Annotated in this window: 23 protein-coding genes and 1 riboswitch; of the genes, 4 read left to right on the top strand and 19 right to left on the bottom strand. The window is 31.7% G+C overall.

Translation table 11 applies throughout. From position 1 onward, the window contains the following. Window positions 1-5: 5 nt before the first annotated feature. The 7 genes from AC1DKZ_RS11375 to AC1DKZ_RS11405 all read right to left on the bottom strand — a co-directional run bounded on the left by AC1DKZ_RS11375 (window position 6) and on the right by AC1DKZ_RS11405 (window position 9,476). On the bottom strand, window positions 6-1,184 hold the full coding sequence (locus tag AC1DKZ_RS11375) for a macrolide family glycosyltransferase (protein ID WP_476996252.1): 1,179 nt from the start codon (window positions 1,182-1,184) through the stop codon (window positions 6-8). 256 nt (window positions 1,185-1,440) lie between these two features. Beyond that, window positions 1,441-1,971 (bottom strand): signal peptidase I, encoded by a 531-nt coding sequence (gene lepB, locus AC1DKZ_RS11380; RefSeq protein ID WP_219302480.1) that lies wholly within the window; start codon window positions 1,969-1,971, stop codon window positions 1,441-1,443. A gap of 77 nt (window positions 1,972-2,048) precedes the next feature. After that, on the bottom strand, window positions 2,049-4,181 hold the full coding sequence (locus AC1DKZ_RS11385; protein ID WP_476996253.1) for a peptidoglycan D,D-transpeptidase FtsI family protein: 2,133 nt from the start codon (window positions 4,179-4,181) through the stop codon (window positions 2,049-2,051). 219 nt (window positions 4,182-4,400) lie between these two features. Next, entirely contained in the window at window positions 4,401-6,188 is a 1,788-nt protein-coding gene (locus AC1DKZ_RS11390) for a PAS domain-containing sensor histidine kinase (RefSeq protein ID WP_219302484.1), read from the bottom strand. 352 nt (window positions 6,189-6,540) lie between these two features. Further along, window positions 6,541-7,392 (bottom strand): Cof-type HAD-IIB family hydrolase, encoded by an 852-nt coding sequence (locus AC1DKZ_RS11395; RefSeq protein ID WP_476996254.1) that lies wholly within the window; start codon window positions 7,390-7,392, stop codon window positions 6,541-6,543. A gap of 177 nt (window positions 7,393-7,569) precedes the next feature. Continuing rightward, complete coding sequence (locus AC1DKZ_RS11400; protein ID WP_002085230.1) at window positions 7,570-8,148, bottom strand: cysteine dioxygenase family protein; 579 nt, start codon at window positions 8,146-8,148, stop codon at window positions 7,570-7,572. Between the two features lie 113 nt (window positions 8,149-8,261). Next, window positions 8,262-9,476, bottom strand: coding sequence for a cytochrome P450 (locus tag AC1DKZ_RS11405; protein ID WP_404447680.1), 1,215 nt, complete (start codon window positions 9,474-9,476; stop codon window positions 8,262-8,264). A 140-nt stretch (window positions 9,477-9,616) separates the two neighbouring features. Here AC1DKZ_RS11405 and AC1DKZ_RS11410 point away from each other — a divergent pair, with 140 nt between their 5' ends. Continuing rightward, complete coding sequence (locus AC1DKZ_RS11410; protein WP_088033681.1) at window positions 9,617-10,114, top strand: PadR family transcriptional regulator; 498 nt, start codon at window positions 9,617-9,619, stop codon at window positions 10,112-10,114. Window positions 10,115-10,216: 102 nt separating this feature from the next. Here AC1DKZ_RS11410 and AC1DKZ_RS11415 read toward each other — a convergent pair whose 3' ends face one another. The 6 genes from AC1DKZ_RS11415 to AC1DKZ_RS11440 form a co-directional block, all read right to left on the bottom strand. After that, a complete protein-coding gene (locus AC1DKZ_RS11415) occupies window positions 10,217-10,372 on the bottom strand; it encodes a DUF1540 domain-containing protein (protein ID WP_000046089.1) in 156 nt (51 codons plus the stop codon). 73 nt (window positions 10,373-10,445) lie between these two features. Next, window positions 10,446-11,075 (bottom strand): Vat family streptogramin A O-acetyltransferase, encoded by a 630-nt coding sequence (locus AC1DKZ_RS11420; protein ID WP_476996255.1) that lies wholly within the window; start codon window positions 11,073-11,075, stop codon window positions 10,446-10,448. After that, complete coding sequence (locus tag AC1DKZ_RS11425; RefSeq protein WP_002127654.1) at window positions 11,065-12,348, bottom strand: MFS transporter; 1,284 nt, start codon at window positions 12,346-12,348, stop codon at window positions 11,065-11,067. The genes AC1DKZ_RS11420 and AC1DKZ_RS11425 overlap by 11 nt, the downstream gene beginning before the upstream one ends. A gap of 267 nt (window positions 12,349-12,615) precedes the next feature. Then, entirely contained in the window at window positions 12,616-13,851 is a 1,236-nt protein-coding gene (locus AC1DKZ_RS11430) for a cytochrome P450 family protein (RefSeq protein WP_476996256.1), read from the bottom strand. Between the two features lie 160 nt (window positions 13,852-14,011). Further along, window positions 14,012-14,416, bottom strand: coding sequence for a hypothetical protein (locus tag AC1DKZ_RS11435; protein ID WP_061675032.1), 405 nt, complete (start codon window positions 14,414-14,416; stop codon window positions 14,012-14,014). Between the two features lie 150 nt (window positions 14,417-14,566). After that, window positions 14,567-15,574 (bottom strand): DUF1835 domain-containing protein, encoded by a 1,008-nt coding sequence (locus tag AC1DKZ_RS11440; protein WP_219302498.1) that lies wholly within the window; start codon window positions 15,572-15,574, stop codon window positions 14,567-14,569. Window positions 15,575-15,860: 286 nt separating this feature from the next. Here AC1DKZ_RS11440 and AC1DKZ_RS11445 point away from each other — a divergent pair, with 286 nt between their 5' ends. From AC1DKZ_RS11445 to AC1DKZ_RS11455, 3 genes are all read left to right on the top strand, one after another. Then, complete coding sequence (locus tag AC1DKZ_RS11445) at window positions 15,861-16,073, top strand: hypothetical protein (RefSeq protein ID WP_002127657.1); 213 nt, start codon at window positions 15,861-15,863, stop codon at window positions 16,071-16,073. Between the two features lie 237 nt (window positions 16,074-16,310). Continuing rightward, window positions 16,311-16,766 (top strand): MarR family winged helix-turn-helix transcriptional regulator, encoded by a 456-nt coding sequence (locus tag AC1DKZ_RS11450; RefSeq protein ID WP_002127658.1) that lies wholly within the window; start codon window positions 16,311-16,313, stop codon window positions 16,764-16,766. Window positions 16,767-16,937: 171 nt separating this feature from the next. Next, window positions 16,938-17,129 (top strand): hypothetical protein, encoded by a 192-nt coding sequence (locus tag AC1DKZ_RS11455; RefSeq protein ID WP_000369808.1) that lies wholly within the window; start codon window positions 16,938-16,940, stop codon window positions 17,127-17,129. 38 nt (window positions 17,130-17,167) lie between these two features. Here the strand turns inward: AC1DKZ_RS11455 and AC1DKZ_RS11460 are convergent, their stop codons facing one another. From AC1DKZ_RS11460 to ddlB, 6 genes are all read right to left on the bottom strand, one after another. After that, window positions 17,168-17,305 (bottom strand): hypothetical protein, encoded by a 138-nt coding sequence (locus AC1DKZ_RS11460; RefSeq protein WP_242309301.1) that lies wholly within the window; start codon window positions 17,303-17,305, stop codon window positions 17,168-17,170. 39 nt (window positions 17,306-17,344) lie between these two features. After that, window positions 17,345-17,527 (bottom strand): hypothetical protein, encoded by a 183-nt coding sequence (locus AC1DKZ_RS11465; protein WP_476996257.1) that lies wholly within the window; start codon window positions 17,525-17,527, stop codon window positions 17,345-17,347. Between the two features lie 1,101 nt (window positions 17,528-18,628). Further along, a complete protein-coding gene (locus AC1DKZ_RS11470) occupies window positions 18,629-19,414 on the bottom strand; it encodes a DUF3959 family protein (protein ID WP_476996258.1) in 786 nt (261 codons plus the stop codon). 210 nt (window positions 19,415-19,624) lie between these two features. After that, window positions 19,625-22,006, bottom strand: a complete 2,382-nt coding sequence (locus tag AC1DKZ_RS11475) for a pPIWI_RE module domain-containing protein (protein WP_476996259.1) — start codon at window positions 22,004-22,006, stop codon at window positions 19,625-19,627. Between the two features lie 342 nt (window positions 22,007-22,348). After that, window positions 22,349-23,035, bottom strand: a complete 687-nt coding sequence (gene tenA, locus AC1DKZ_RS11480; protein ID WP_476996260.1) for a thiaminase II — start codon at window positions 23,033-23,035, stop codon at window positions 22,349-22,351. Window positions 23,036-23,159: 124 nt separating this feature from the next. Next, a riboswitch (TPP riboswitch) is annotated at window positions 23,160-23,265 on the bottom strand. Window positions 23,266-23,338: 73 nt separating this feature from the next. Beyond that, window positions 23,339-24,253, bottom strand: a complete 915-nt coding sequence (ddlB, locus tag AC1DKZ_RS11485) for a D-alanine--D-alanine ligase (protein ID WP_002013134.1) — start codon at window positions 24,251-24,253, stop codon at window positions 23,339-23,341.

Genomic DNA, 24,253 nt, shown 5'->3' on the forward strand with positions numbered 1-24,253 from the left:
CCGAACTATTTATTTAAAAGAGCATCAATAACTGCAATGGCTCTTTTGGAACCACCACACCCTAAAAAACTTTCATTCAGTTTTCGAATGCCATGTTTATACTTTTCATTTGAAAGAACGTCTGTTACCGCCTTTTTTAAAGTTTGCACATTAACATGCTCTTTCAATAATCTATGTGCTGCCTCAAGCTCAGTTAATCTTTGCGCTATCATAGGTTGATCTTTATCATGCGGTATTATCACAAATGGGATATTATAATGGATTGCATCGTGCACACTATTCATTCCACCATGTGTAATAAAAACATCTGCTTCACTTAATATTTCTGATTGAGGTACGTAAGGGGTTATAATAAAATTGTCTGGCGCTTGCTTAATTTTTGAAATATCATTTCTATCACCAATCGCCATTACTACAATCCCTTCGAAATTTGAAAAAGCATCAATACAAGTATTAAAAAATGGTTCGAGCCCTTCGAGAAGTGTTCCCATTGAAATATAAATAACTTTCTTTTTTGAAAGCAATTCAAGTGGAAACTTTACATTTGTTTTGCGCTTTATAATACTCGGTCCAATAAAAACATTGTTTTCTCCGAACGAATCGCTATTAGGTTGAAAATAACGACTTGTATACACGAGACTAATATCTCCCTTATTATGCATAAATTGAAGATTATTTTTGGGCTTTACTCCAAATTCATGTTCCATTTGATACAGTAACTTTTCAGAGAGTTCATCGGGTTGGAATTGTATTTCTGCATTTGGATGAAAAGGCAAGGTTTCCAATAATACTGGTGGAATTAAAAATATAGGAGAGGAAACTATGCCTGGAACTTGTAAATATTCCTTTACTAACTCTCCAGCACCAAATATATCATAAACTACGAAATCAAAATTAATGCTTTTACATAATCGTTTCGTAATTTCTAATATGTATAAAGAAGTTTGAACATGTACATGAAAGAAAGATTTTAATCCATATGAAGTTTCATTATCAATAGAAATCTCCTTTAATAAATCCGGATGAGTATGTACAATGGCTCCCAAAACTTCAAGCCTTTCCTTAAAGCTTTCCGTTGTAATATAGTGTACGTTATCACCTCTTTCAGTAAAGGCCTTTACTAAACTTAATGTAGGATTTACATGTCCCTCTGCAGGGAAATTAACTATTAAAATGTTCATCACTTATTTCTCACTCCTTACAATTCAATGTTCTTATTAATCGTACTGTTATTATTACAAGCAATCTCCCCTTAATAGTCCCAATATACTTACTACTTTAGGTTGATAAATAATTATCAGACATTGAAAAAGGCATCTACATAAAATGTAGATGCCTAACTGTGATAAGGAGTGTTCTGTGAGGTTAGGATAAGCTTTTCTGCTTGTCCTATGCTATCAATATATGATTTATTTTGTAAAACGTGCATATCTAATAGAATTATTTTAACCATTTTATTTGATCAAATGGATAATATACCATTTTTACTTTACCTATTACATGTGACTCATTGATCAGTCCAAGTGTATTCCTACTATCCATACTATGATTACGATTATCACCTAGTACAAATAATTTATGCGAGGGAACTTTCATTTCTCTAAAGTTTGAAAAACGATTTGATACTTGTGACATATCTAACTGTATATACAACTCATCTCGCTTTTTACCGTTAATATATAACACATCGTTTCTTAATTGTACGTTATCCCCTTGTAATCCAATAATTCGCTTCACGTAGTATGTAGGCGAGTCTTCTTTTTTTATTATTACAACATCACCATGATGAAAAGAAGAAAAATAGATGCTAGCCTTATTAACTAGTATGCGATTATTCTCATTCAAAGTAGGTTGCATCGAAATTCCTTCTACCATACAAAATAAAAATAACTTATTAATAAAAATAATTCCTATTATAATTAAAATATAGCTACATATTTTTCTCCAATCTTTTAGAATCAATTGCTTCATATATACCTCATTTCTAAACTATTCGTATGTAAAAAACGTCTCTAGTTCATATAATTGCTAGAGACGTTTCGTATATTTTAATTCTCTTTAGAGTCATCTATTTTTGGTGCTTCGCCAGTTAATCGCTTATTTTTTAAATCAAAATAAGCATCTAAAACTTCTTTTCCAATATCAGAGTTAATACCTGATTTATCATTTATAACCCAGGGCACAACAACAGAAAATGCTACTTCTGGATCGTCATATGGCGCATATCCTGCTAACGTTAAATTATAACATTCTCTTCGCTCACCTTTTTCATTTCTTCCAATATCACTTTCTCCACCGTATACTGTCTGTGCTGTCCCTGTTTTTCCCGCTGGTTTATACGGTGCTTTTTGGAATGCCCTTACTCCAGTTCCATCACCTTCTTGGAATACTCTCCTAAATCCTTCCTTTACTTGATTTATATAATCCTCTTTCATATCTATTTTATTTAAAACGATTGGTTCTACTGAATGCACCACTTTACCAATCTCATCTTTTTGCGCGGTTTGCTCTCTAACCTCTTGAACAATTTGTGGCTTCATTCGATATCCACCGTTTGCGATTGTTGAAATATACTGTACAAGCTGAAGCGGTGTATACGTGTCATACTGGCCAATTGAGTAGTCTAATAAGAAACCTGGCTGGTTATCTTTTTTACCAATTTGTCCAGCTGTTTCATTCGGTAAATCGATACCTGTTGGAACACCTAATCCAAATTGCCTGAAATAATACCTCATTTTATCAAAGTATTCCTGTTTAATATTTAATGAGCTATTTTTCACATAATCCACACCTGCAATTTTTAATGCTGTATTAAACATATAAACGTTTGAAGAAACTTGTAACGCTCTTAAATCGTCTATATTTCCAAACTCTTTCCAAGACTTCTTCTCCTTAGTTCCTTTAAACTTCATAGGCGCATCATAAAAATAAGTACCTGGTGTTATAGCTTTCGTTTCAAAACCAGTCAATATTGTCGCACCTTTAACAGTTGATCCAAGCTCATATGAACTTGTCATCGTACCTAAAGCATAATCTTCAACTTCTGTTTTCCCATCTTTTTCTACTAATTTTTTCCCTGCCATTGATAATACTTGACCATTTTTCGGATTTATCATTACAACGAAAGCACGGTCCAACATCGATTCTGAACCTTTATAGGCCTTTAATATTTTTTCTATGCTCTCTTCTACTTTTTTCTGTAATTCCATATCTATTGTTAAAGTTAAATTCTTGCCGCTTTTTCCTTCAGAAACTGTTTCCGTTCTAATTGTATTACCTTGTTTATCAGCAATACTTCTTACTTCTTTTTTCGTACCATGAAGCACATCTTCGTATTGCTGTTCGATGTAACTTTTCCCAACACGATCATTCCGGCTATACTCACGCACTAAATAATAATCTAATCGTTCACGTGGTAATCCTTCATCAGCATTCGAAACATTTCCAAGAACTGAACGGAATAAGCCATCATTTACATAGAGCCTTTCCCAATCAACTGATGCGTCTACACCTGGGAGATTTGCTAAATTTTCACTAATCACAGTATATTCCTTTTCACTAACATCTTTTTTAATAATTTGAGGTGCCATTTGATAACCTGAAGTCATTTTACTTTTAATAGCTAACACTTCTATATCTGTGGCTGTTAATTCTTGAAGATTTTTATCTGTGATGCGCTTTCTTTTTAACTCTTCTATTTTTTTGTCTAGATCTTTTCCGTTAATATCCTTTTCTCTAAACTTATCTATTTCTTTTTTAGATACTAAATTTTGAGTAAGTTTTGGATTTAATTGCATCCAAAAATCTTTCTTATCAGTCTCGGTTAACTTATCAATATCTTCTTGCGGCATTTCAATTATTGCTGCAAGTTGTCTTGCGGTTTTTAACATTTCTTCCGCTTTTACACCTTTCACCTTTGTATATGTAATCGTACGTAAAGACTTATTGTCAACAACTGGATTACCTTCACGGTCATAAATTTTGCCGCGTGGTACTGTAAGATTAACAGTTGCATTCTCTCTTTTTTCTACTTCGTTTTTATATGTTTCTCCATCGAAAATTTGTACTTTGCCTAACTGGATTATAATTCCAGAAAATAATAAAAACACACAAAAGAATAAAATATTTAATCGTATAGGTAGTGCTCTACCACTCTTTTTCTTTTTCTCTTTCTTTTTCACCTTGTCATAATCTCCTCCTTACAACATTTCTAATAATTTTAAGCTTTCTATATTAAAAATAATGTACAATTTCCATACATTACTTTGTACGCATATTAATATAACGTTTAAAACTTAATAGAAATTAAAACAAACATAAAGAAAAGGTAAAGTTTACTAAATTAAATATAAAAATACCCAATAACAAAAGCTTAGCTTTGTTATTGGGTATTAAGTATTTTAGGAGTTAATATTAGAACGTATTGAAATACATCTATCATCACAATTTGATAGAGATTGTTTACTCTGAATTTTCGGCAAGTAAATAGTTACAGTTGTCCCGACGCCAACCTCACTCATTATACTTATTGTTCCTTGATGACCTTCAATTATTTTATAACTTAACATCAATCCAATACCGGTACCTTTTTCTTTCGTACTATAGAAAGGTTCACCTAATCTTTTAATTCTTTCTTCAGGTATTCCTATTCCTTCATCTATTACACTAATAATGACACCTTTTTTATGTATTTCTTTTATATGGATTGAAATTTTCCCGCCATCTAGCATTGCTTCGATTGAATTTTGCAAAATATTAATAAATACTTGTTTCAATTGATTTTCTGAGCATTCAATGATTATCTCTTTGGAATCTGTAAATAGTTCAACTTGAATATTTGTCATGATTGCTTTTGTATTAATTAACGATACGACATTTTTAAAAATTTGATAAATATTTTTCTTTTCTGTATTTATTTCATCAGTTTTAGCAATCGACAAAAACTCTTGGAGGATTGCTTCTATTCTTTCTATTTCGGAAAGCATAAGGTCAAAATATTTTTCTTGATCTTCTCTATTAATTTGGAATAACTGTATAAATCCTTTAATTACAGTTAATGGGTTTCTCACTTCATGAGCTACACCGGCTGCTAATTGACCAATTGCCGCAAGTGTATCTGATTTATTTAGCAATTCTTCTGCCTTTTTCCGCTCTGTGATATCGCGTACAATGATCATAATTTTATCTTGTAATAATGGTAAACATCTAGCTTCAAAGAAATCGATACTTCCATTAATTGTTAGAAAATATTCTACAATTACATTCTTTCCTTCTTCTTTCAATTGGCGAATTGCTTCTTGAAATTGCTGTGCTACTGAAGACGGTAATATTTCGTAAAATTTTTTCCCCATAAAAGCTTCTGCAGGTACGTAAAATTTTGTAGGGGATCCTGCTTTATAATCTATAATTGTCCCATCATCTTCTGTTAAAAAACATAAATCTGGTAAAGCTTTAAAAATTAATTCTAATTCAGACGTTTGTTGTTTTAATTGCTCTTCTATCGCTTTTAAATGTGTAATATCTACCCCAACAGCCCAGTAACTAAATCCTGTTACAGGAAACTGCTCTGATATATTGGACCACATTATCGTTTTAATTTCACCATTTTTACATGTTAAACTCATTTCCCAATCTCTAAAATTTTTTCCACGAGTCAAAAATTTATTTTGTATTTGATTGCGATAATTATGGTCAGGATACAGTAATTGAAGAGCGTTTGGATTCCCAATTATTTCTTCAGCAGTATAACCTGTTACAATCTCGCATTCTCGATTCCACAAAACAAAATCTCCATTATAGTCAAGCGCATCAACCATAACAGGCATGTTTTGTAAGATCGTATGTAGTTCTTCCTCTTTTCGAGAAAGTAACGATGTATTTTTACTTTGAACTGCTTTTTTCATCCCAGTTATAATGAGGTTAGAAAGCATTTCAAAATATTTTTGGCAATTGAAAATTTCGCTTCGTTTGGACCATACAACAAAAGATCCTAAATATTGATTGTATAAGAAAAGGGGGATTTCAATTTTGGGAAGTTTACATACTTTCATTTCATTAATTCCAAATGAAAATATAGATTCGTTTTCAGCATCAAGAAGTTGATGTGATATGTTGGTTAATTTATAAAATTGTTCTGCCATGGTTTCTATTGTACTCACATCAATAAGTTCCATTAGCCGCGCATTCATTCCTTTTTCACCTCGATATGTAAAATTTATACAAATTAAAAATTCATACTTCTTCATTATACGAAGAAAGTGCTCCTAGGTATATAGCTGTAGAATAATTATTCGAACAAATTCTATTTTTCAATTAAAAACAGAAAATAATATGGGAGTGTTACGCGCTGCTAACAGCACTATAAAAATACAATAAACATAAAGTTCACAAATTTTTCATAACTCTCATGAAAAATATAAACATTTATTCCAATATATTCTATATAATTAGGTGTAATAAGGCTTCTATGAATCACATAGAATACCTTACCCCTAATAAAAAGAAAAAAGAATCTATTTGGATTCTTTTTTTCTTTTTTTATTACATTACATATTTATATAAAGCATGTGCGACACCATGTTCTTCATTTGTTAACGTTTCGTATTGACACATCGCTTTTATTTCTTCAACTGCATTTCCCATTGCAATTGATATATTTGCTTTCTCCATCATAGAAACATCGTTTAAGCCATCACCTATTGCTACAGTGTTTTCAACTGGAATATTAAGATGTTCTGCTAAAGTATATAATCCATTTCCTTTTTGAGCATCTCGATGATTAATCTCTAAATTATGCCAATAGGAAGATGTAATAGCTAAATCTGTATTATGCAGAAACGTTTCTTTTAATTTTTTTAATTTCTCTATGTCATAAGAAAACAGTAAAAGTTTATGCACATGTATATCCATTTCTACAATTGGTTTACAACTTTCTGTACTATGAAATGCTGTATGCTCAAGGTATAATGCAGCAATCGTTTCTAACTCTTTCAAATCGAAATTCTCTTTTGCATTCCTCACATACTCGATTTCATTACGTACACTCTCTACTCCATAATCCGGTACATACACACCTTTATTAGTATAAAGCTGATAATACAAGCCAATCTCTTCAAGATATTCTACAATCTCAAGTGCCTGCATATTTTGAATTGGGTATCTCTTCATCATTTTTTTATCTTTATATATAAGTGCACCATTCTCCGCGATAATCGGACACTCCAAATCAACTTCTAACAATAGTCGTTCAATATCCACAATAGAACGTCCAGTACAAATTGCTACAACATGGCCAGCTTCTTGACATTTCCGAATTGCTTCTGCATTCTCTTTACTAATCATTTTATTCCCTGAAAGAAGAGTTCCATCTAGATCAATTGCGATTAATTTCATTATTTCTTCACCACTTTCTATAAATACACGAGTTTTTATTAAATAAAAGGTATCGTTTTCATACGAATCTCGTGAAGCACTCCTTATTTATAATTTATGAAAAGCGTTTCAGGTCAAGAAATAATTAAAAATAAAATCCAAAGCTGTTCTTTTTAAAGAAAAGCTTTGGATTTTAAGCTACGAATTATAACTAATATATTTTGTCTCACACATGTATACGTTTTTTTCTTCTGTTGGTATATATACTTTAAACTTTTCTAAACGTTTTCCGTATATATGAATAGTGATTACGCTTTCATTTCCGGATATTTCTAGAATATGACAATCAGCTGGTGGAATTACTTTATCTGTTTCGCCTTCTCCCAAATAAAGATTTCCTGTATGTGTTAAATAAGAAAGTGAATTTCCAAGTTGCTTCGTTTGAACAAAGTTCTGCACCATTATCCTTCCTGAAAAAACGCCTTCTACTCCCCATGTGCCATCATGATCATGTAATGGTGTAGATTGTCCATCTTTCCATACGAGAGCTAATACTTCAAAACGTTTTAACGGATCTTCATACAGTAAGTGTCGTGCATATTGAGCCGAATTCACCTTCTGTTTATCTAACGGAAGCCATGTTTTCTTTTCTAAAAGTTCTTCTAGTAATGTTTCAATTTCACACACGATTTGTTCTTCCAATAAATCACCATCTATTAAATCAGTTACAGCTTTAATAAATATTTGAAACGTTTTACTCCCATCGCACGTTAACATAAGCATTCTCCTCCACTCTTCTTTCACACACTTCCATACTAAATAGACCACTAAAAATTTACAATTGAGAAATAAAAAACAAGGTACAGTAATTTTGTACCTTGCTGAACGTTTTACCTAGTTTTCAAAAGAATAGGTAAGTATTTTAATGTTTGTTCATTTTCTAATATACATTTTTCTAAATTGAACGATGGAGATAACTCTATTTTTTCAAAGGCATTTATAAAGGTAGTTAATGCAATCTCAGCTTCTAAACGTGCAAGTGGCGCCCCTAAGCAAAAATGAGGACCTTTACCAAAGGTTAAATGCTTTTCATTTCCTATTCTGTGTAAATTAAATTTAGAAGCTTGTAAGAACTTTTTCTCATCTAAATTTGCTGCACTAACCCACGCAACAATCATTTGATCCTTTTTCATAAAAGGTCCAAATATATTTGTGTCCGCTGTAATCCTCCTAGCTAATGTAATGGGAAAACGATAGCGTAAAACTTCCTCAATCGCTTTTGAAATTAACGTAGGTTCTTTTCTTAACTCTTTATATATTCCAGGTGAATCTACTAAAAAGCAATAAAAGCTGTTAATAATTAAATTTGTAGTTGTTTCATTACCTGCCGCTAATAAACCTAAAGAAAAAGTAACTATTTCTTCATCGGTTAATCTTTCGCCTTCATATTCAGCTCGTATTAAATCTGAAATAATATCGTCGGTTAAATGATATCTTTTCTCTTGGACAATTGGAAGAAGGTATGTTTTAAATTCATTTAACGCAATTCCTTTTTCTACATCCAAATCGTTAAATTTTTCTTTACTATACGGCATAAATAAAATATCAGACCATTCTTTAATTTTTTTACGATCCGTTGTTGGTACTCCTAATAAATCGGATATGACGGTAACAGGTAAAGCTACAGCAAACTCTTCAACGATATTAACCTCACTATATTTTCTGATATGTTGTACAAGTTCATTTGCGATAGCCTGTATTCGAGGTTTCCATTGTTCTAAACTTCTTGGAGTAAATGCTTTAGAAACAATAGAACGTACATTGCGATGTTCTGGTGGATCAGTAGAATTTATATTTATTCTAGTTTCTAAAGGTGGGATTGCGAATTGTCTTCGTTCCCTTCTACTGGAAAATAAGCGATAATCCGATAAAACTCGATTTACATCATCGTATAAAAAAACATTCCATACATCCTGCTCCTCATCATAATGAACCGGATGGTTATCCCTCATAAATTCATACCACTCATACGGATTCCACAATTCTTCTTTTGTTTTCAGCTTTGAAATTTCATGAACTAAAATCACATTTTCAGGCGAAGCCATAGTTCTTTCCTCCCTTTTCTTTTACAATAAAAGTGATAGGTCGGTAGTTCAAAGTTGTATAATCTAACATATGTTATTTTAACATATGTTAAAGGGGATTTTTCATTGGAGAACTTGAGAAATATATAAGGGGGATTTTTATGTACGTTGACATTTTATTACTAGCAGAATTAACGACTGGACCAAAACATGGATATGAAATAAAGAAAAATGTTCAAAATCGGTTAGGTGAGAATTTCGAATTAAATCATAATACACTGTATCCCGCTCTTCGGCGCTTTGAAAATATGGGCGCTATAACGAAAAAAATACATAAACAAGTCGGAAAGCCAAACCGAAATATGTACGACATAACTGAAACAGGAGAAGAAATTTTTTCTGAAATGTTAAGAGAGTTTCCCGAAAAGATTGCGACAAATAACGCTGAGTTCCTTGTGCGTATCGCACTATTTGAAAAACTTGATTACGAAGCTAGAAAAGAAATTTTAACAATACGCCAAGACGTACTACATAAACAACTTACTGCTATTCAATCTTTACATGTTAGCTCATCTTTTATTACAGAAGTCATTGAATTTAGTAAATCACGTATTGAACATGAATTGCTCTGGATTGCATCACTTATGAAGAAAATATGAAAAAATAAAAAGAAAAGTTAAAAACAATGAATGAAAATGAGATTTATTATCAATACTATAATTAATAAAAGGGCAACCACGATTTGGCTACCCTTCAAAAATTTATACTTCTGGATCAAAAGTTTTGCAATCTGTTTCTTCAGTTGTAGATGCATGTTTACCTTTATGACTTACTACATAAATTGCATCTGCACTACATTTATTGCCGTTAGCCCAAAATTTACAGTTGTTTACTTCACATAAAACGTCTTGTGCCATAGTATCACACCTCCTTGTTCTATTATCATTAACAAAATTCGGAGGTATGATACTCTTTGTCATGCATTTTTTATTACCTTTTTAACTGTCTTAATGGTTCAATATCTCCTTGTACAATAGCATCTATATTTTCGGTTATTTTTTCAATGTCAAAATGCCACCATTGAATTTGCAATAATTCTTCTATTATTGTATTTGTGAATCGTTCCTTTATTTTATTTGCAGGGTTTCCGCCAACAATTGTATATGGTGCGACATCTCTAGTCACAACAGATTTAGCTGCAATGATTGCACCATCCCCTATTTTTATTCCGGGCATAATAGTTGTATCCATACCAATCCAAACGTCATTTCCTATAACTGTATCACCTTTGTAAGGTAAATCAGACAAACTAGGTGTATACTTCTCCCACCCATTTCCAAATATATTAAATGGATATGCCGAAAATCCATCCATCCGGTGATTCGCTCCGTTCATAATAAAGGTAACTCCATTTGCAATACAACAAAACTTTCCAATGGTAAGCCTATCTCCAATAAATTCATAATGATATAATACTCGATTTTCAAATGTTTCTCCATCTTTCGCATCATAATTAGAATAGTCACCAACAAATATATTAGATTTCGTTATTGTATTTTTTATAAAATGAACGTTTTGATTTCCTTCAATAGGGTATTTAACATTTGGATTAGGATTCATGTTGCACAGCACTTCCTTTACCATTCATTTCACTTTCTACTGCTATTACTGGCTTTAAATTGTATATAGGTAAAATAAACAATAATCCAATTATAAATAGTAGAGCCGTTCCCTCGTACATCGTACCTAATGAAAACATCTCCTTTAAGGAACCAGCTATACTCATCGTTACTACCATTGAACCGGTGAATAGTGGACTTAAAATGCCGTTCACGCGACCAATAAAATCGGTATCGCTATTTTGAATAATGAGCGTATTAATACCAATTTGGATACATGGAAGAGCTAAACCACTAAAAAGTTGTGCCGTAAGTGTCACCCATAAATTTGTGGAGTAGCCTATAATACCAATTCCAATTGCCTGACCGAGCATCCCTACAATTAACATCTTTTGGGGAGCAACGTTTTTCGCAAATACCATCGCTAAAGCCCCGCCAACAATCATTCCCGCACCATTTACTGTTAGTAACCATTGTAAACTCTCTTTTGATAACCCTAACTGCTCAGTCACAATAAAGATGCCTAGTGGCTGAATTAAACCTATACCTAGTCCAGCTGCCATAAAACAAAACCCTAGCAAAGTTAATGCTTTTTTCTTTTTTACATATTTAATACCATCCAGCATTTCCTGTAACAGCGTAATTTCTTTCTTCTCATTATCATTCTCAAGATCTTTCGGAAGAAATAACAACACAGCTGCTGCAAGTAAAAAAGCGATACCTGTTATGATGATTGAAATATAAATTCCAAAACTATGAAAAATAAATGTTCCAAGAATCGGTCCTAACACCATAAAAATCGCAAATATTGTTTGATATATAGACATCGCTAATTGAATTTGTTCCGTTGATAAATGCTGTTTAAACAACTTCATACCAGATGGTTGAGAAAACTGCGAAAGGATTGCAGAAATAAGCGTCACAAAAAACACGATTTTCCACGTTCCAAACATAAGAGTAATTAATACAGCGAATACGGAAATAGAACTTAACGTCTCACACCATATCATTGTCTTCTTTGGCTTCCACCTATCAGCAAAAGTTCCACCAATGAATGAGAAAATAAAAATGGGAGCAAATTCAGCAACCGAAATCATTGAAATAGCAAAAGCATCACCTTTCGTCATCTCCATAACATAAAGTAATATCGCAAAGTTACGAACCCAAATTCCAACTTGTAAAAATAATGCTGATGCTAGAATCCCTTGCACAAATCGATTTTTTAATACTTGTGATACCCCATGATTTTGTTTCGTTTCTGCAGTCGTCGACATAAAAAAGCCTCCTATTTCGTGTTCTGAACAGGAGGCAGCACAAATCATATGAAAAGACTATATATTCGCAGTGCGAAACACATCCCTTTTCTATACATGCACATACTAATCCTATTCAGAAGAATATTTCGTTTTTTAACGAAGATCTCTTACAAATAGAATTAGTTGATCATTGGGATGTTTTCACCCTTCCGTTTCGAATTTAAATAACACATACATACTCTATGTTAATCATTTGTCGTGTATGCATGTCTCAATATAACTATTCTAAAAAGACAATGGTAATTCCTCTAAAGAACGCATTAAATAATTACCTTGCCAATTAATTTTTTCACGCTCACCTTTTATTTCTAACGATGGCATCCGTTTAAACAAAGTAGTAATAGCAATCTTTGCTTCCAACCTAGCAAGTGGTGCTCCTAGGCAGAAATGACTACCATGCCCAAAGGCAATATGACGGTTATTTTCTCGTGTAATATCAAATACTTCTGGGTTTTCAAATACTGTTTCATCACGGTTTGCTGAAGCTAATGCGATAATAACCATATCTCCTTTTTGGATTGTTTGTTCGTGAATTTGAAACGGCTCAGCCGCCCATCTTGCAGTCGTCACCTCAACTGGAGAATAATAACGCAATCCTTCCTCAATAGCTGAATCAATTAATTTCGGATTATCTTTTAATAATTGTAATTGCTTCGGATTTTCAAGAAGTGCTAATACCGTATTTGTTATTAAATTCACTGTCGTCTCGTGTCCGGCTACAATTAATAACATGATCATTGAATATAGCTCTCGAGCACTAAGTTTATGCCCTTCATTTTCTGCAAGTATTAACGCACTAACCAAATCTTCTTTTGGATTTTTCCGTTTTACATCAACTATATATTGAAGATATGTAATAAACTCAGATAGTTGTTTTTCGGTTTCTTTTATTTCTTCAGGTGTTTCTGGCGATGCAATGACAGCATGAGACCAAATTCTAAATTTCGCTTGATCCTCTTTTGGAATTCCAAGCATCTCACTTATTACAATAATCGGTAATGGGAATGAATAATCATCCACAAGATTTAATGTACCTTTTCGCTCTATTTCATTTATTAAATCATCCGCTACTCTCTGAATTCTTCCGTCTAATTGTGAAATCATCTTTGGTGTAAAAGCTTTTTGAACTAAAGATCGTAAACGACTGTGGTTAGGTGGGTCCGAATTTAACATATGCGTTGTTAAATGATCACTATTGTCAACAGAAAGATACATGTTATTTGTATCTTGAGAAAACACATTTGCCATATCTTTTTTTAAACGATTATCTTTTAAAAGTGGCACAGCATCTTCATATCTTGTAATGAGCCATTCTTTACCGATTTCAACTTCATTTACAAATAATATAGGTTGCATTTTTCGTGACTCTTTATAAATTTCATATGCATCTTCTTTAAACTGAGCAGAAGCTAAATTAATGCCATCCTCTATTTTTCGGCCAACCTTATTTTTTATTGACATTACATTCCCTCACTCTCAATTATTTGTGTAAATCAACCTAACATTTGAATTATACTTCAATAAAAACTAGAAAATTGTAAATTTTTAATTAAAATCTTACTTCGTATATTGAAAAATAAAAAAGTGAGAGAGTAAAATTATTCTACTCTCTCACTTCCTATTATGCGAAGCACATAAAATTACTAATTTGTTGATATCGATAACTTACTTTACGACGACGACCACCTTGCCAAGTGTAACCTGAAACCCCGCTTCTTCTTACCTCGGTTGGAAAGAACCATAAATCTCTTCCGAAAGGACCAGGTCGATGTAAACGTAAATAGCCCCATCTTCCTAGACAGTTACACATCCAAGATTTCATATTGCCTGCTTGTGCTGGAGAAGCAAATGTGGACGGCAACGACGGAGCTTGTGACGGTGGTGGTGATGTTGGAGCATCTTCCGCATCATCTGGTCTATAGTCTTCTAGTTCAACCTCTCTAACTTCGATATCAGGTTCATATCCGTATTGTTGTGGATTATAATACATCGTTTGATCATATGGATAATTTTGTTCGTTATACATATTAACAAATCACCTTCTTTTCATTCATTACCTTTAACATTCATATGTGATATGACACCTATCGGAAGCTTATGTATAGCCCAAATTAAACTAAAAAAAAAGCTCGTATCTTTTTTTCAAAAATACGAGCTTTTTTATAAACGGAATATGTTATTTTTTTTTCAACTTCACACTATAAAAACGCATTTCCTCTAATAAACCTTCAAATTCAAATACCTCTTGTTTAATTAATACTTTCAAGCGATACTCTAAGAAAGTATCCCCAACTAATTGCTCTACAAGGCCAAGCGCTTCACCAATTACTCTCGGAGCTTTAAGGAAGTCTTTATCAGCACCTACTTTTTTCGCACACTCAATAATGAATTGGTCAAAATATTCTTCTTGTACAGAATGCACTTCATTATCTTTCCAAACTCTTAAAAATTCCATGCTATTCGATAAACTATCCCACTCGTGTTCAAGATTCACTCTGCTTTTTTTAGTTAAAAACGGTGATTCTGCAAAACTATTTTGGAAAGTAGCTAAACTTTCGGGCGATAATTCTCCCGTTCCACGTATATCATACTCTTGGTTTAATATTTCTCTACTCATTTCAGATGTATTAATGATTCGAATATTTTTCTTACCTTTTAATTGCGCCATTACAAAACAAAGGCCTACATGTTCATGTGCGTTATCTGCCTTCCAAATGGTAATCGGTGTTTCATTAGGAATAGAATGTAGCTCTTCTAAAGTTTCCATAAATTTCGGTAAATATTCTTCTTCAAAATAACTATCATAAGAAGTTAAGTTGTTTAATAACCATTGCTGTCTTGCGAGTTGCCCTTTATTCGTATGTAATTGATTAATCGGTCCAATTGAAAAGAATTCAGAGAATGCAACAACACTCTCCTCAAATAGTTCTTCTTGACTTAACATATATTTTAAACACCCAGTTGTTGAATCATCAAAAGCGATATGAATGTGTGTACTTTCTTTTACATTCTTTTTATAAGATGTATTACTCGTTAGTTGCTTAGGTATACTTATCAAGTGTTTAATCGTATCTTCACTATAGTTCTCTTCTAATAAATCTAATTGTATAAGAATGCTTTGCAGTAAATGTTTTGCTTCATCTTCGTACATATCCTCTACAACATTTTTGATTTTATCTATCATGTAAATCCCTCTATTCATTACTAAAATAACGTAGATTATAGTGTATCATTTTAGTAACGGTGTTTTAAAGTTTTTTATAGATTATATCTAATTATAATTTCATATTAGTACAGTGATATATTAGCGTTAGTTTATGTTTATTTCGTATAGATGTTAACATTTCAGTACACTTCTTCTATTACACATCACTTTCACAGTATTTTTTATTTATTTTTAAAACGCTTTGTAAATTCTTTTATTTGAATGTATATTTATATAGAAAATAAAAATTACAGGAGCAATATCTATGGAGAAAGTACATACTTATTACAAACATTATTTAAAAAATTGGAGATTTATGTTCATTTGCATATTACCTGCTGTTGCTTTATTATACACTTTCGATGTCATCTTTGAACTACTGTTCCACCAAGATTTCTACTTGTCTAATTTAATATCTGCCATAATATTATTTTTATTATTTATTAATATTAAAGATAAGTTTCAAGTCAAAGATTAAAGAAATTTATGATAACTTCTGTTTTAATTTTGAATACTTTATTTTTGAAAGTGCTCTGCTTTATCAAAAGGTGATGCGACGTTCATCACCTTTTTTTATTTCTACAAAATGAATTTTTCATTAGATTTTTTATCAATATCGTTTATTGACTTTCCCTACAATTTGATTCAAAATAAAATAGTTCAGCGATGAACAATTTCGAGTTGAATTATTTTAAAATGAAAGGAAGTTATTACTTTGAGTCTACATAAACAAGGTATCAAACAAGCCAGTGAAATTGTCCATTCATTTGTAAAAATAAACAAAGAAATTATAAAGTTTACTCATCAAAACGCTTCTACGTTAGGATTAACAGTTCAACAAATGGGCATCTTAAATTCAATTTATGCAACTCCTAATACTACTCTTAAAGATATCTCAGAACGCCTTTCAGTTCCTAAAAGCACAATGAGTGTAAATGTAGATGAGTTAGTTAATTTAGGATTAATTGAGCGAAAACAATCACATGAAGATCGTAGAGAAATACAATTAAAAGTAACAACAAAAGGACAAGAAATATCTAAGAGATCCATTGAAAACTCTACTTCTTATAAAGCAATGGAACTAGCACTAGAACAACTGTCTGAAGAAGATATCCAAACCTTATTACGTATCCATAATGACTTACTAAATTCTCTACAACATTTTAAATAATTCGTCTCAATCATAAATCAAAACCAATCTGATTTTTTGTTTTTGATTTATGAAACAGCTAGCTTTTGCTAGCTGTTCTTTTTATGGTTCTTTATCATTCTCTTGAGATTAAATGACTAGAACAAGCATACCTTGTCATATGTTTTAAAAAAGATAAGGGACGTGACAACATTGGATAACAATAACAATCAATTTGTTTTTCATACAATAAAAAGTTCGGCAATTAAAAAATTTGTAATTATCGATTTAATTACTGGAACAGGAATTTATTGGACCGTAAATTTCATCTCCTCAAGTGCATTACTTGCAATTATTAGTTGTGTTTTGGGAACAAAAAAAATAAAAAAAATGCAACAGTCTTAAAACTCCAAACAAAAATCTATCTGACCAAAATGAAATTTCTATAACAAACCGTTATGTTTCTGCTTGCAATCTTTATAGTAGTTTTTGAATGGGTGTCTTTCCTTTTTAAATGTGCCCTTATATTTCTTTAGAAACTCATCATCCGACATAACTTTCACGTCAACGGTTTCAGGCATTTTCTTCATCCTATTTAATTTCTCTCATACCGTTTCCCTTCACTTGTCCACTTCTTCTTTATCTTCCCAAATCGGTATTTTTTCTTGTCCACCTCTTTTTTGCGGTTGTATATCAAGGAATCTATCCAACTGGTGTAACTCTTCACCAGTTGGGCACGCTTTATTCATTAGCTGAATGACTGTAATAATAACGTCTATCTTTTCGCTCGATGATATCGTCAATTTCGTATGTGACTTGAGTTCGTTATTCTTTTATTAGTCTCATATCATTCATCTACAAGGCTACCTTAATCGCCATATTTAGTGCTTTCGATTAGTTAGCGTCTTTTATATTCCACGTAATTGTGTGATATTCATTATTTTTTTCTCCTTTGCTTCACTGATTAACTGGGTGATTTCATATACACCATATAGAATATATTCCACCAGACTTCACTCCTTGAATACTTTTCAAAAAAACAATACATACTATTTTCAAGCCGCTGTATCCACGGCTGGTACTTCTTTCTTTTGTTACAGCGAAGCAGATAGGTTCTTCACTTATCTGCTTTCTCTGTATATTTTTAAAAACATCGTAAACACTACCTACAAGCTGTTTGAACTATCAGCTTCACTCTTCTTGTAATGGGAAAGCAAATTATCACAATTGACTAACTCATTCGACTAACTGGCAGACAACTAAAATTGTTATCTGCTTTGTGTATGAGATTTTATATTTTACATATACTAGTTTTGAACCTGTAGACCAATACGAGCCATTTTGGTGTTTTGAATTTCCTTTCTTGGGATAAGTATATTTTACTTATCCCTTTTTTATTGTATAGATAAATACACTTAGGTTAACAATAATTACAAGCAGATTTTCTGTTTATTCGTAGTTCTAAACCAAAATGTTTTTCTCCTTTAATGGACAGTAGGTACGACTGCTTGTCCTTTTTTATTTATATTTCATACGCTCTTTTTTGACTGCTTCGAATCACTCTATCCTCTTCATCGAAATAAATAGCCCTAAATAAGAATGACCAATATGCGGTACTATATCTCCATCAAATAAAACAAAGGGATTTTCCAAATAGTCGATGTTTGCAACCATATAAAATAGGCAGTTTCTGATTACCCAGAAACCGCCATACATAAAGATTTGTTAAGTATTAATTTCTTCTCATTACTAAAATGTATTATGTAACTACTAGTAGTTTATATATTTCACTGGATAATTGCTAATAAACATGTGAGAGATAAAAAAGCACACAGAGGAATATATAAAACCCCTTAATGATTTATCAATTCTACGATAAATCATTAAGGGGTTAACTAATTTTACTATGCATTATGCCTATTTCTTCGACGTTCCATCCTAGTTTGTCCTTGAACAGTACTTTCTTTATATTGATCTATTTGCTCTGCCATTTCATATATTACAACTGGTTCTTCGTTATTACGCTCATGCATTGTTTCTGGCCTTTTACGTTTAGAACCTTTTCCACCAAACTTAAATAATTTCATCTTAAATTTCGGTAATCTTGGAAAGCGGATCTTAAATGATAGCCTTTTACGTTTCTTTTTTTGTTTAAATAAATTAGTATTTTCTTTATTAGTGTCTTTTTCTTTATTAGTGTCTTTCTCTTTACGGTGTAATAACATCGCAAGTAATCCACCTAATATAAGTCCTCCAACTAAAAGGAGAATATATAAATAATGGCTTGTCATTAAATTCATCATACGCTCAAGTATGACTAACGACTGCACTTCTTTTATATCCCATAGTAACGCGGCCCATAATGAGAATAAGCCCAAAGTAAGCCCGTATGTACGAAACCGGAATAAACACGGAATTAACGCAATGCAAGCGGCGATTTTCGCGTTCGCTATTATTGAACTTATTGAAATATCCTGATTCCAAATAACTAACAGTAGTGTTATAAATGGTGCATAGGCTATCCAGCTACATATACGTGAATATATCTTTTTCGCAAAGTAACTACCGAAACTAGTAAAAAATAAAAGTCCTCCAATATATAAAGATTGTTCAAGAGGGATTTGCTTTAACATTCCTGCAATTGGAAAGAGGCCGCTCAGTAGCATTAATAATACATCTAATTTCTTCACAATTCCCCATTCCTTTCAAATTTTCTTTTCAATTAATAAAAATCGCTTTTCCATATGATGTAGTTTTTGTATTTCTAAAAAACATCTTAATCCTGTATGTAAATAAAGTAAATATGAAACCGAAAATATACATGACAAATCATATCTATATTTACAATGAAAAATGACAAATCCTGCTCATTATTACTAGCAGGATTTGTACACTATTATTTATATTAATATCAATGTATCTTCTTTTTCTAAAATTATTACATCTTCATCTAATTCGTCATTGAATTCTTTAAACTCCCTTGAATCAATATCGGTAGTATAATTTTTAATTAATTTAGCCATATGCATTACATGCGTATTATGAATATTTTGTTCTGAGAGCAAGGTTGATTTACAGCACATGTAATGTATCATTTTGGCGATTTCTTCTCTCTCTTCAGATTTTACACCAAGCGGGATAACTTCGAGTATGTACTGATGTACTATCTCATTACAATCTAATTCGTATGCAGCCGTGCTATAGTAAATTCCCATTTGATCTACAAATAATCTCGTTTCATTCATAACATGTTCTTGGTCTCTAACAATATAGTTCGGTACATCTGAGTTAGTATTAATTCTAATTATGTTTATATCCTCTTTTAAATTTGAGATTATTTCAGGTGAAACCCCAATATTAACGCTTTTATTTTGCAATTCCTCTATCCAATATTTCCTCATATTGGCATCTACAATAAAATAAACTTCTTTATTTTGTTTATGTGCATCTTGTGAAATTTCAACTAATGTTTCTGACATAAATTGTTTAAAACTGACTCCTATATCATTCCTTTTTGATGGTTGTGGTAAAAACACTTTATTATTACCTATATTTAATAAAGTATGATCAATTGTGCCCCATTCTTCTTGACCATATAATTTATATAATATTTCTCTCCCATTTATTTTTGAAAAAATAGGTAAGAAATCATATTTAGACATTTTCTCAATTGATAAATTTACAATTATCCCAGGTAATTTTATCTTATTCCAACTACACTTTAAGAACCCCTTTTGTTCTAACAAACTAAGAATGGCATTAATAATTTCTTTTTTAGATACACTTTGTCCGATAAATAAATTAATAAATGCTGAAATACGTTCCGTTTGAGCGAATCCTTCCCGAATAATTTGCTTTGGATTAATTTTTTCGCGCCCATCACAATTTTTTATTGCAATTAATGCTAATTTCATTTCATTTTGCTCACCTGCCGTAGCATGTACAGCTTTTACGACATCATCTACTAGTTTCTTTTTGTTTTTATGGCTATATTGCATTCTATATGGATTTTGTAACAATTTCCCAATGTTATATCTTACTATTTTTAACAACACTGGATTGTCTGCATTTAATACATAGGAGGAATCTCCGTTTTGAGCTAAAACTATTTTGCTATCTAATAACGCTTGTTCTATCTCTATTACTATATCATCTGACCATACTTCTAACGTAATTGTGTCTAATCCCTTTGGTGCAAATAAAGGTAATAACTCATTCTCATTATTAGTTAATACTTTTTTACCCTCTGGAAGTAATGTGAAGTATGGGAATATTCGTTGGAATTCATTAAAAAGTTCCTCTTTTTCTCTTACTTTTATACCAAATTTTATTTTTGTTCCTTGAACTTTATATATATTTTCGTTATATGGAAGAAGTACTCTTACATTAGTTCCTCTAATATACTCTTTCGGACATTGGAGAATGCGCTCTAATTTAACTTCTCCCCCTATCCTATAATCATCTTCTAAATTTCTAAAACGTTTAATCCACTTTATTCCTTTTTCAGCTTGTTGCACTTTTAACTTTATAAACCTTTGCTGTTTCTTATTTAATTCAAATTCAGGAGTTGAAATCAGTATTTGGCTCCGCTTTCGCCCTAAAAGTATAGAAATATCTTTATGATTATATTGTTGATAAAACCGCCTAATCCCTACAGATACTTTTAATAGCGGAATATTCTCACCTCCACGAGTTATGTATTCAAACCGATATACATAAGCGAAATAATCATGTGTTTCTTCATCTTTAATTGGCTCAGACATCGCTTCAGAAATATGTTGTGATCGCAGTGGCGAAAAATATATTTCTTCCTCATTTTTATTTTCCATACGTAAAGGCTGTTCGCAAAAGATATGAGTAATTAGAGCCGGTACCCATTTAGAAAACGTTTTTTTATCATGTAATACTGGTAAATTACTAATTAAATCATGCTGCCATTCTAAATGTGGTGGATCTATTAATTTATTCGGTTTCCAATCACGAATAACCTCATACCAGCTTTGGAAAATATAGTCTAACTGTTCTTGTCTCATTGGTTCCTTAGCCACAATCCAAGGTGTATCTTCCTTTAATATATATGGATTATGCTGAATGAATAATATATCAGAAAACATTTCATACAATCTTTCATTTACAAGTTTTAATTTGCTCGTTAATAAAAATGTTCTATAATGTATCTCTACAATCTCAAGCCATTCAATAGGAAAATAAATATACGATACTTTCTCATTATAGAGGGGTTCTACTATATTTTTAAATGCTAATAACTGTAATTTTTCCATATTATTAATACTTCCTCTCTTAATTTATATTGATCATGAATAATACTAGAAAAGATACCAATTTTTTAAGCATTAACGAATCAAATTTTAACCAAGCACATTAAAGGAAATAGCTAAATTACATTTAGTTATATAAATAAAACATTGTTAAAATCAAATTAATATAAAATTAATATAAAATAACTATTAACATATAACTACCTCCTTATGGGACTTTATATTATAAAATCATTATAATGAATTATTATATTTTTTATCTATGATTTACAAAAAAATTACAGAAACTAAATATAATAAAAGGTATCGCCTCTTTATATAGCGATACCTTTTATATACTCTTAATTAAATAACACCTTTAACTTCTTCATTCATCGGCCATTTTTCTAATGTATATGCCATTTCCCAAAATGAATATTCATATTGACTACTAAAAATAAAATGTTGTCTCATACGATTACAGTCTGCCTCTGTTACCTTTTCAGCGATCATATCTAATCGTGTGATTTGCTCTTCTACTAGAGTACGGAACCAATCAGACCCATATGCAGAAATCCATTCTTGATAAATTGGCTCTTCTGGTTGACATTCTTTTAATCGTTCACCGATTTCATAATATAACCAATAACAAGGTAAAATAGCCGCAATAATATCTCCTAAATGCCCTTCATAAGCTGCACGATACATATGAGATGTATATGCATATGCAGTTGGCGCAGGAATAAAATTATCTTTTTCTTCTTTTGGAATCCCTAATTTCTTTGCAAAATTCTCATGTAATGATAACTCAGCTTCATACGTATTTTGTGCATGGTGTGCCATACGAGCTGTCGTTTCTAATTCAAGAGCCTTTGCAGCACCTAACGCTTGTACTCTAGCAAAATGACTCAAATAATAAGAATCTTGAAGCACATAATATCGAAAACTAGCTAAATCTAATGTTCCTTCGCCTAGTTTTTTTACAAAAGGATGGTTAAAACTTGCTTCCCAAATTGAATCTACTTCTTTACGTAATGATTGTGAAAAAGTCATTTAAATCCCTCCAAATAATGTAAAAAATATACGTATTTATCCACAATTATTAAAGCTGTAAAATAAAAAAACTTTCTTTACAGGCGTAAAGAAAGTGAAATTGACAGTATATATTCGTTAAATAGCAACGTCTTTCCCACTTCCCTACGCTGGCATTAACCAGATCAGGTACTAAGAGTCTCAAAATTCCATCTGATCTCAGCCTATAAAAGGCCCCCCTAGTGGATAAATATTTAGTTGTCGTATTGTAATTATCATAGCATAATTCATGGAACTGTCAAAAGAATTAATTATATAACTACCTTAAAAACCTTCTTCTTTCCTTACTTTTAATGAAGTTTCAATTATCATATCTAATAGTTTGCTATAATTAATTCCCGCTGCTTCCGCACTTTTTGGTAGTAAACTTGATTGTGTCATCCCTGGTAATGTATTAACTTCCATTACATATGGAATTCCTTCCTTCACCATCATATCAACCCTTGCATAAACACTACATTTTAATGCTTTATAACAAGCCAGTGACGCTTTATTTACACGTTCCTTTATTTCAGCTGGAAGTTCAATAACTTCTTCAACTGTACTAGTATCATCATATTTTGCATTATAGTCAAAGAACACAGCAGCATGTCGAATCGAAATGATAGGTAACTGTTGCCCATCAAAAATTGAACATGTAATCTCGTCACCTTTTATATACTTCTCAATTACTACTTCAGAATCCCATTCGAATACAGTTTCCAGCATAGAGATTAATTCATTTTTATCATAGACAATCTTAACTCCAACACTTGAGCCGCCAGAGTTTGGTTTTACCACTAACGGAAATCCTAATTTATCTAACTCCTCAAGCTTTAGATCCTCCATTTTTGTAAGTTCAATCCAATCTGGTGTTTCTACTCCTTCATAACGCAAAATCTTTTTCGAAATATTTTTGTCCATACATATACCGCTAGATAACATATTGCTACCGCTATAAGGAATACCTAAACTCTCTAGCGTCCCTTGAACTGTACCATCTTCTCCGTACTTTCCGTGTAATGCTAGCAATGCAAAATCAATGTCTTTCGCTTTTTCAATTAAATCCATTTTTTCATTTAACGTAATTGGAACGATTTCATATTTACTCTTATCTAAATGTGCAATCATTTCATTCCCAGTCATAATTGATACTTGTTTTTCAGAGGATACTCCTCCCATAATAACGCCAATTCTCAT

It is taken from the genome of Bacillus sp. 05T21 (assembly GCF_056396785.1).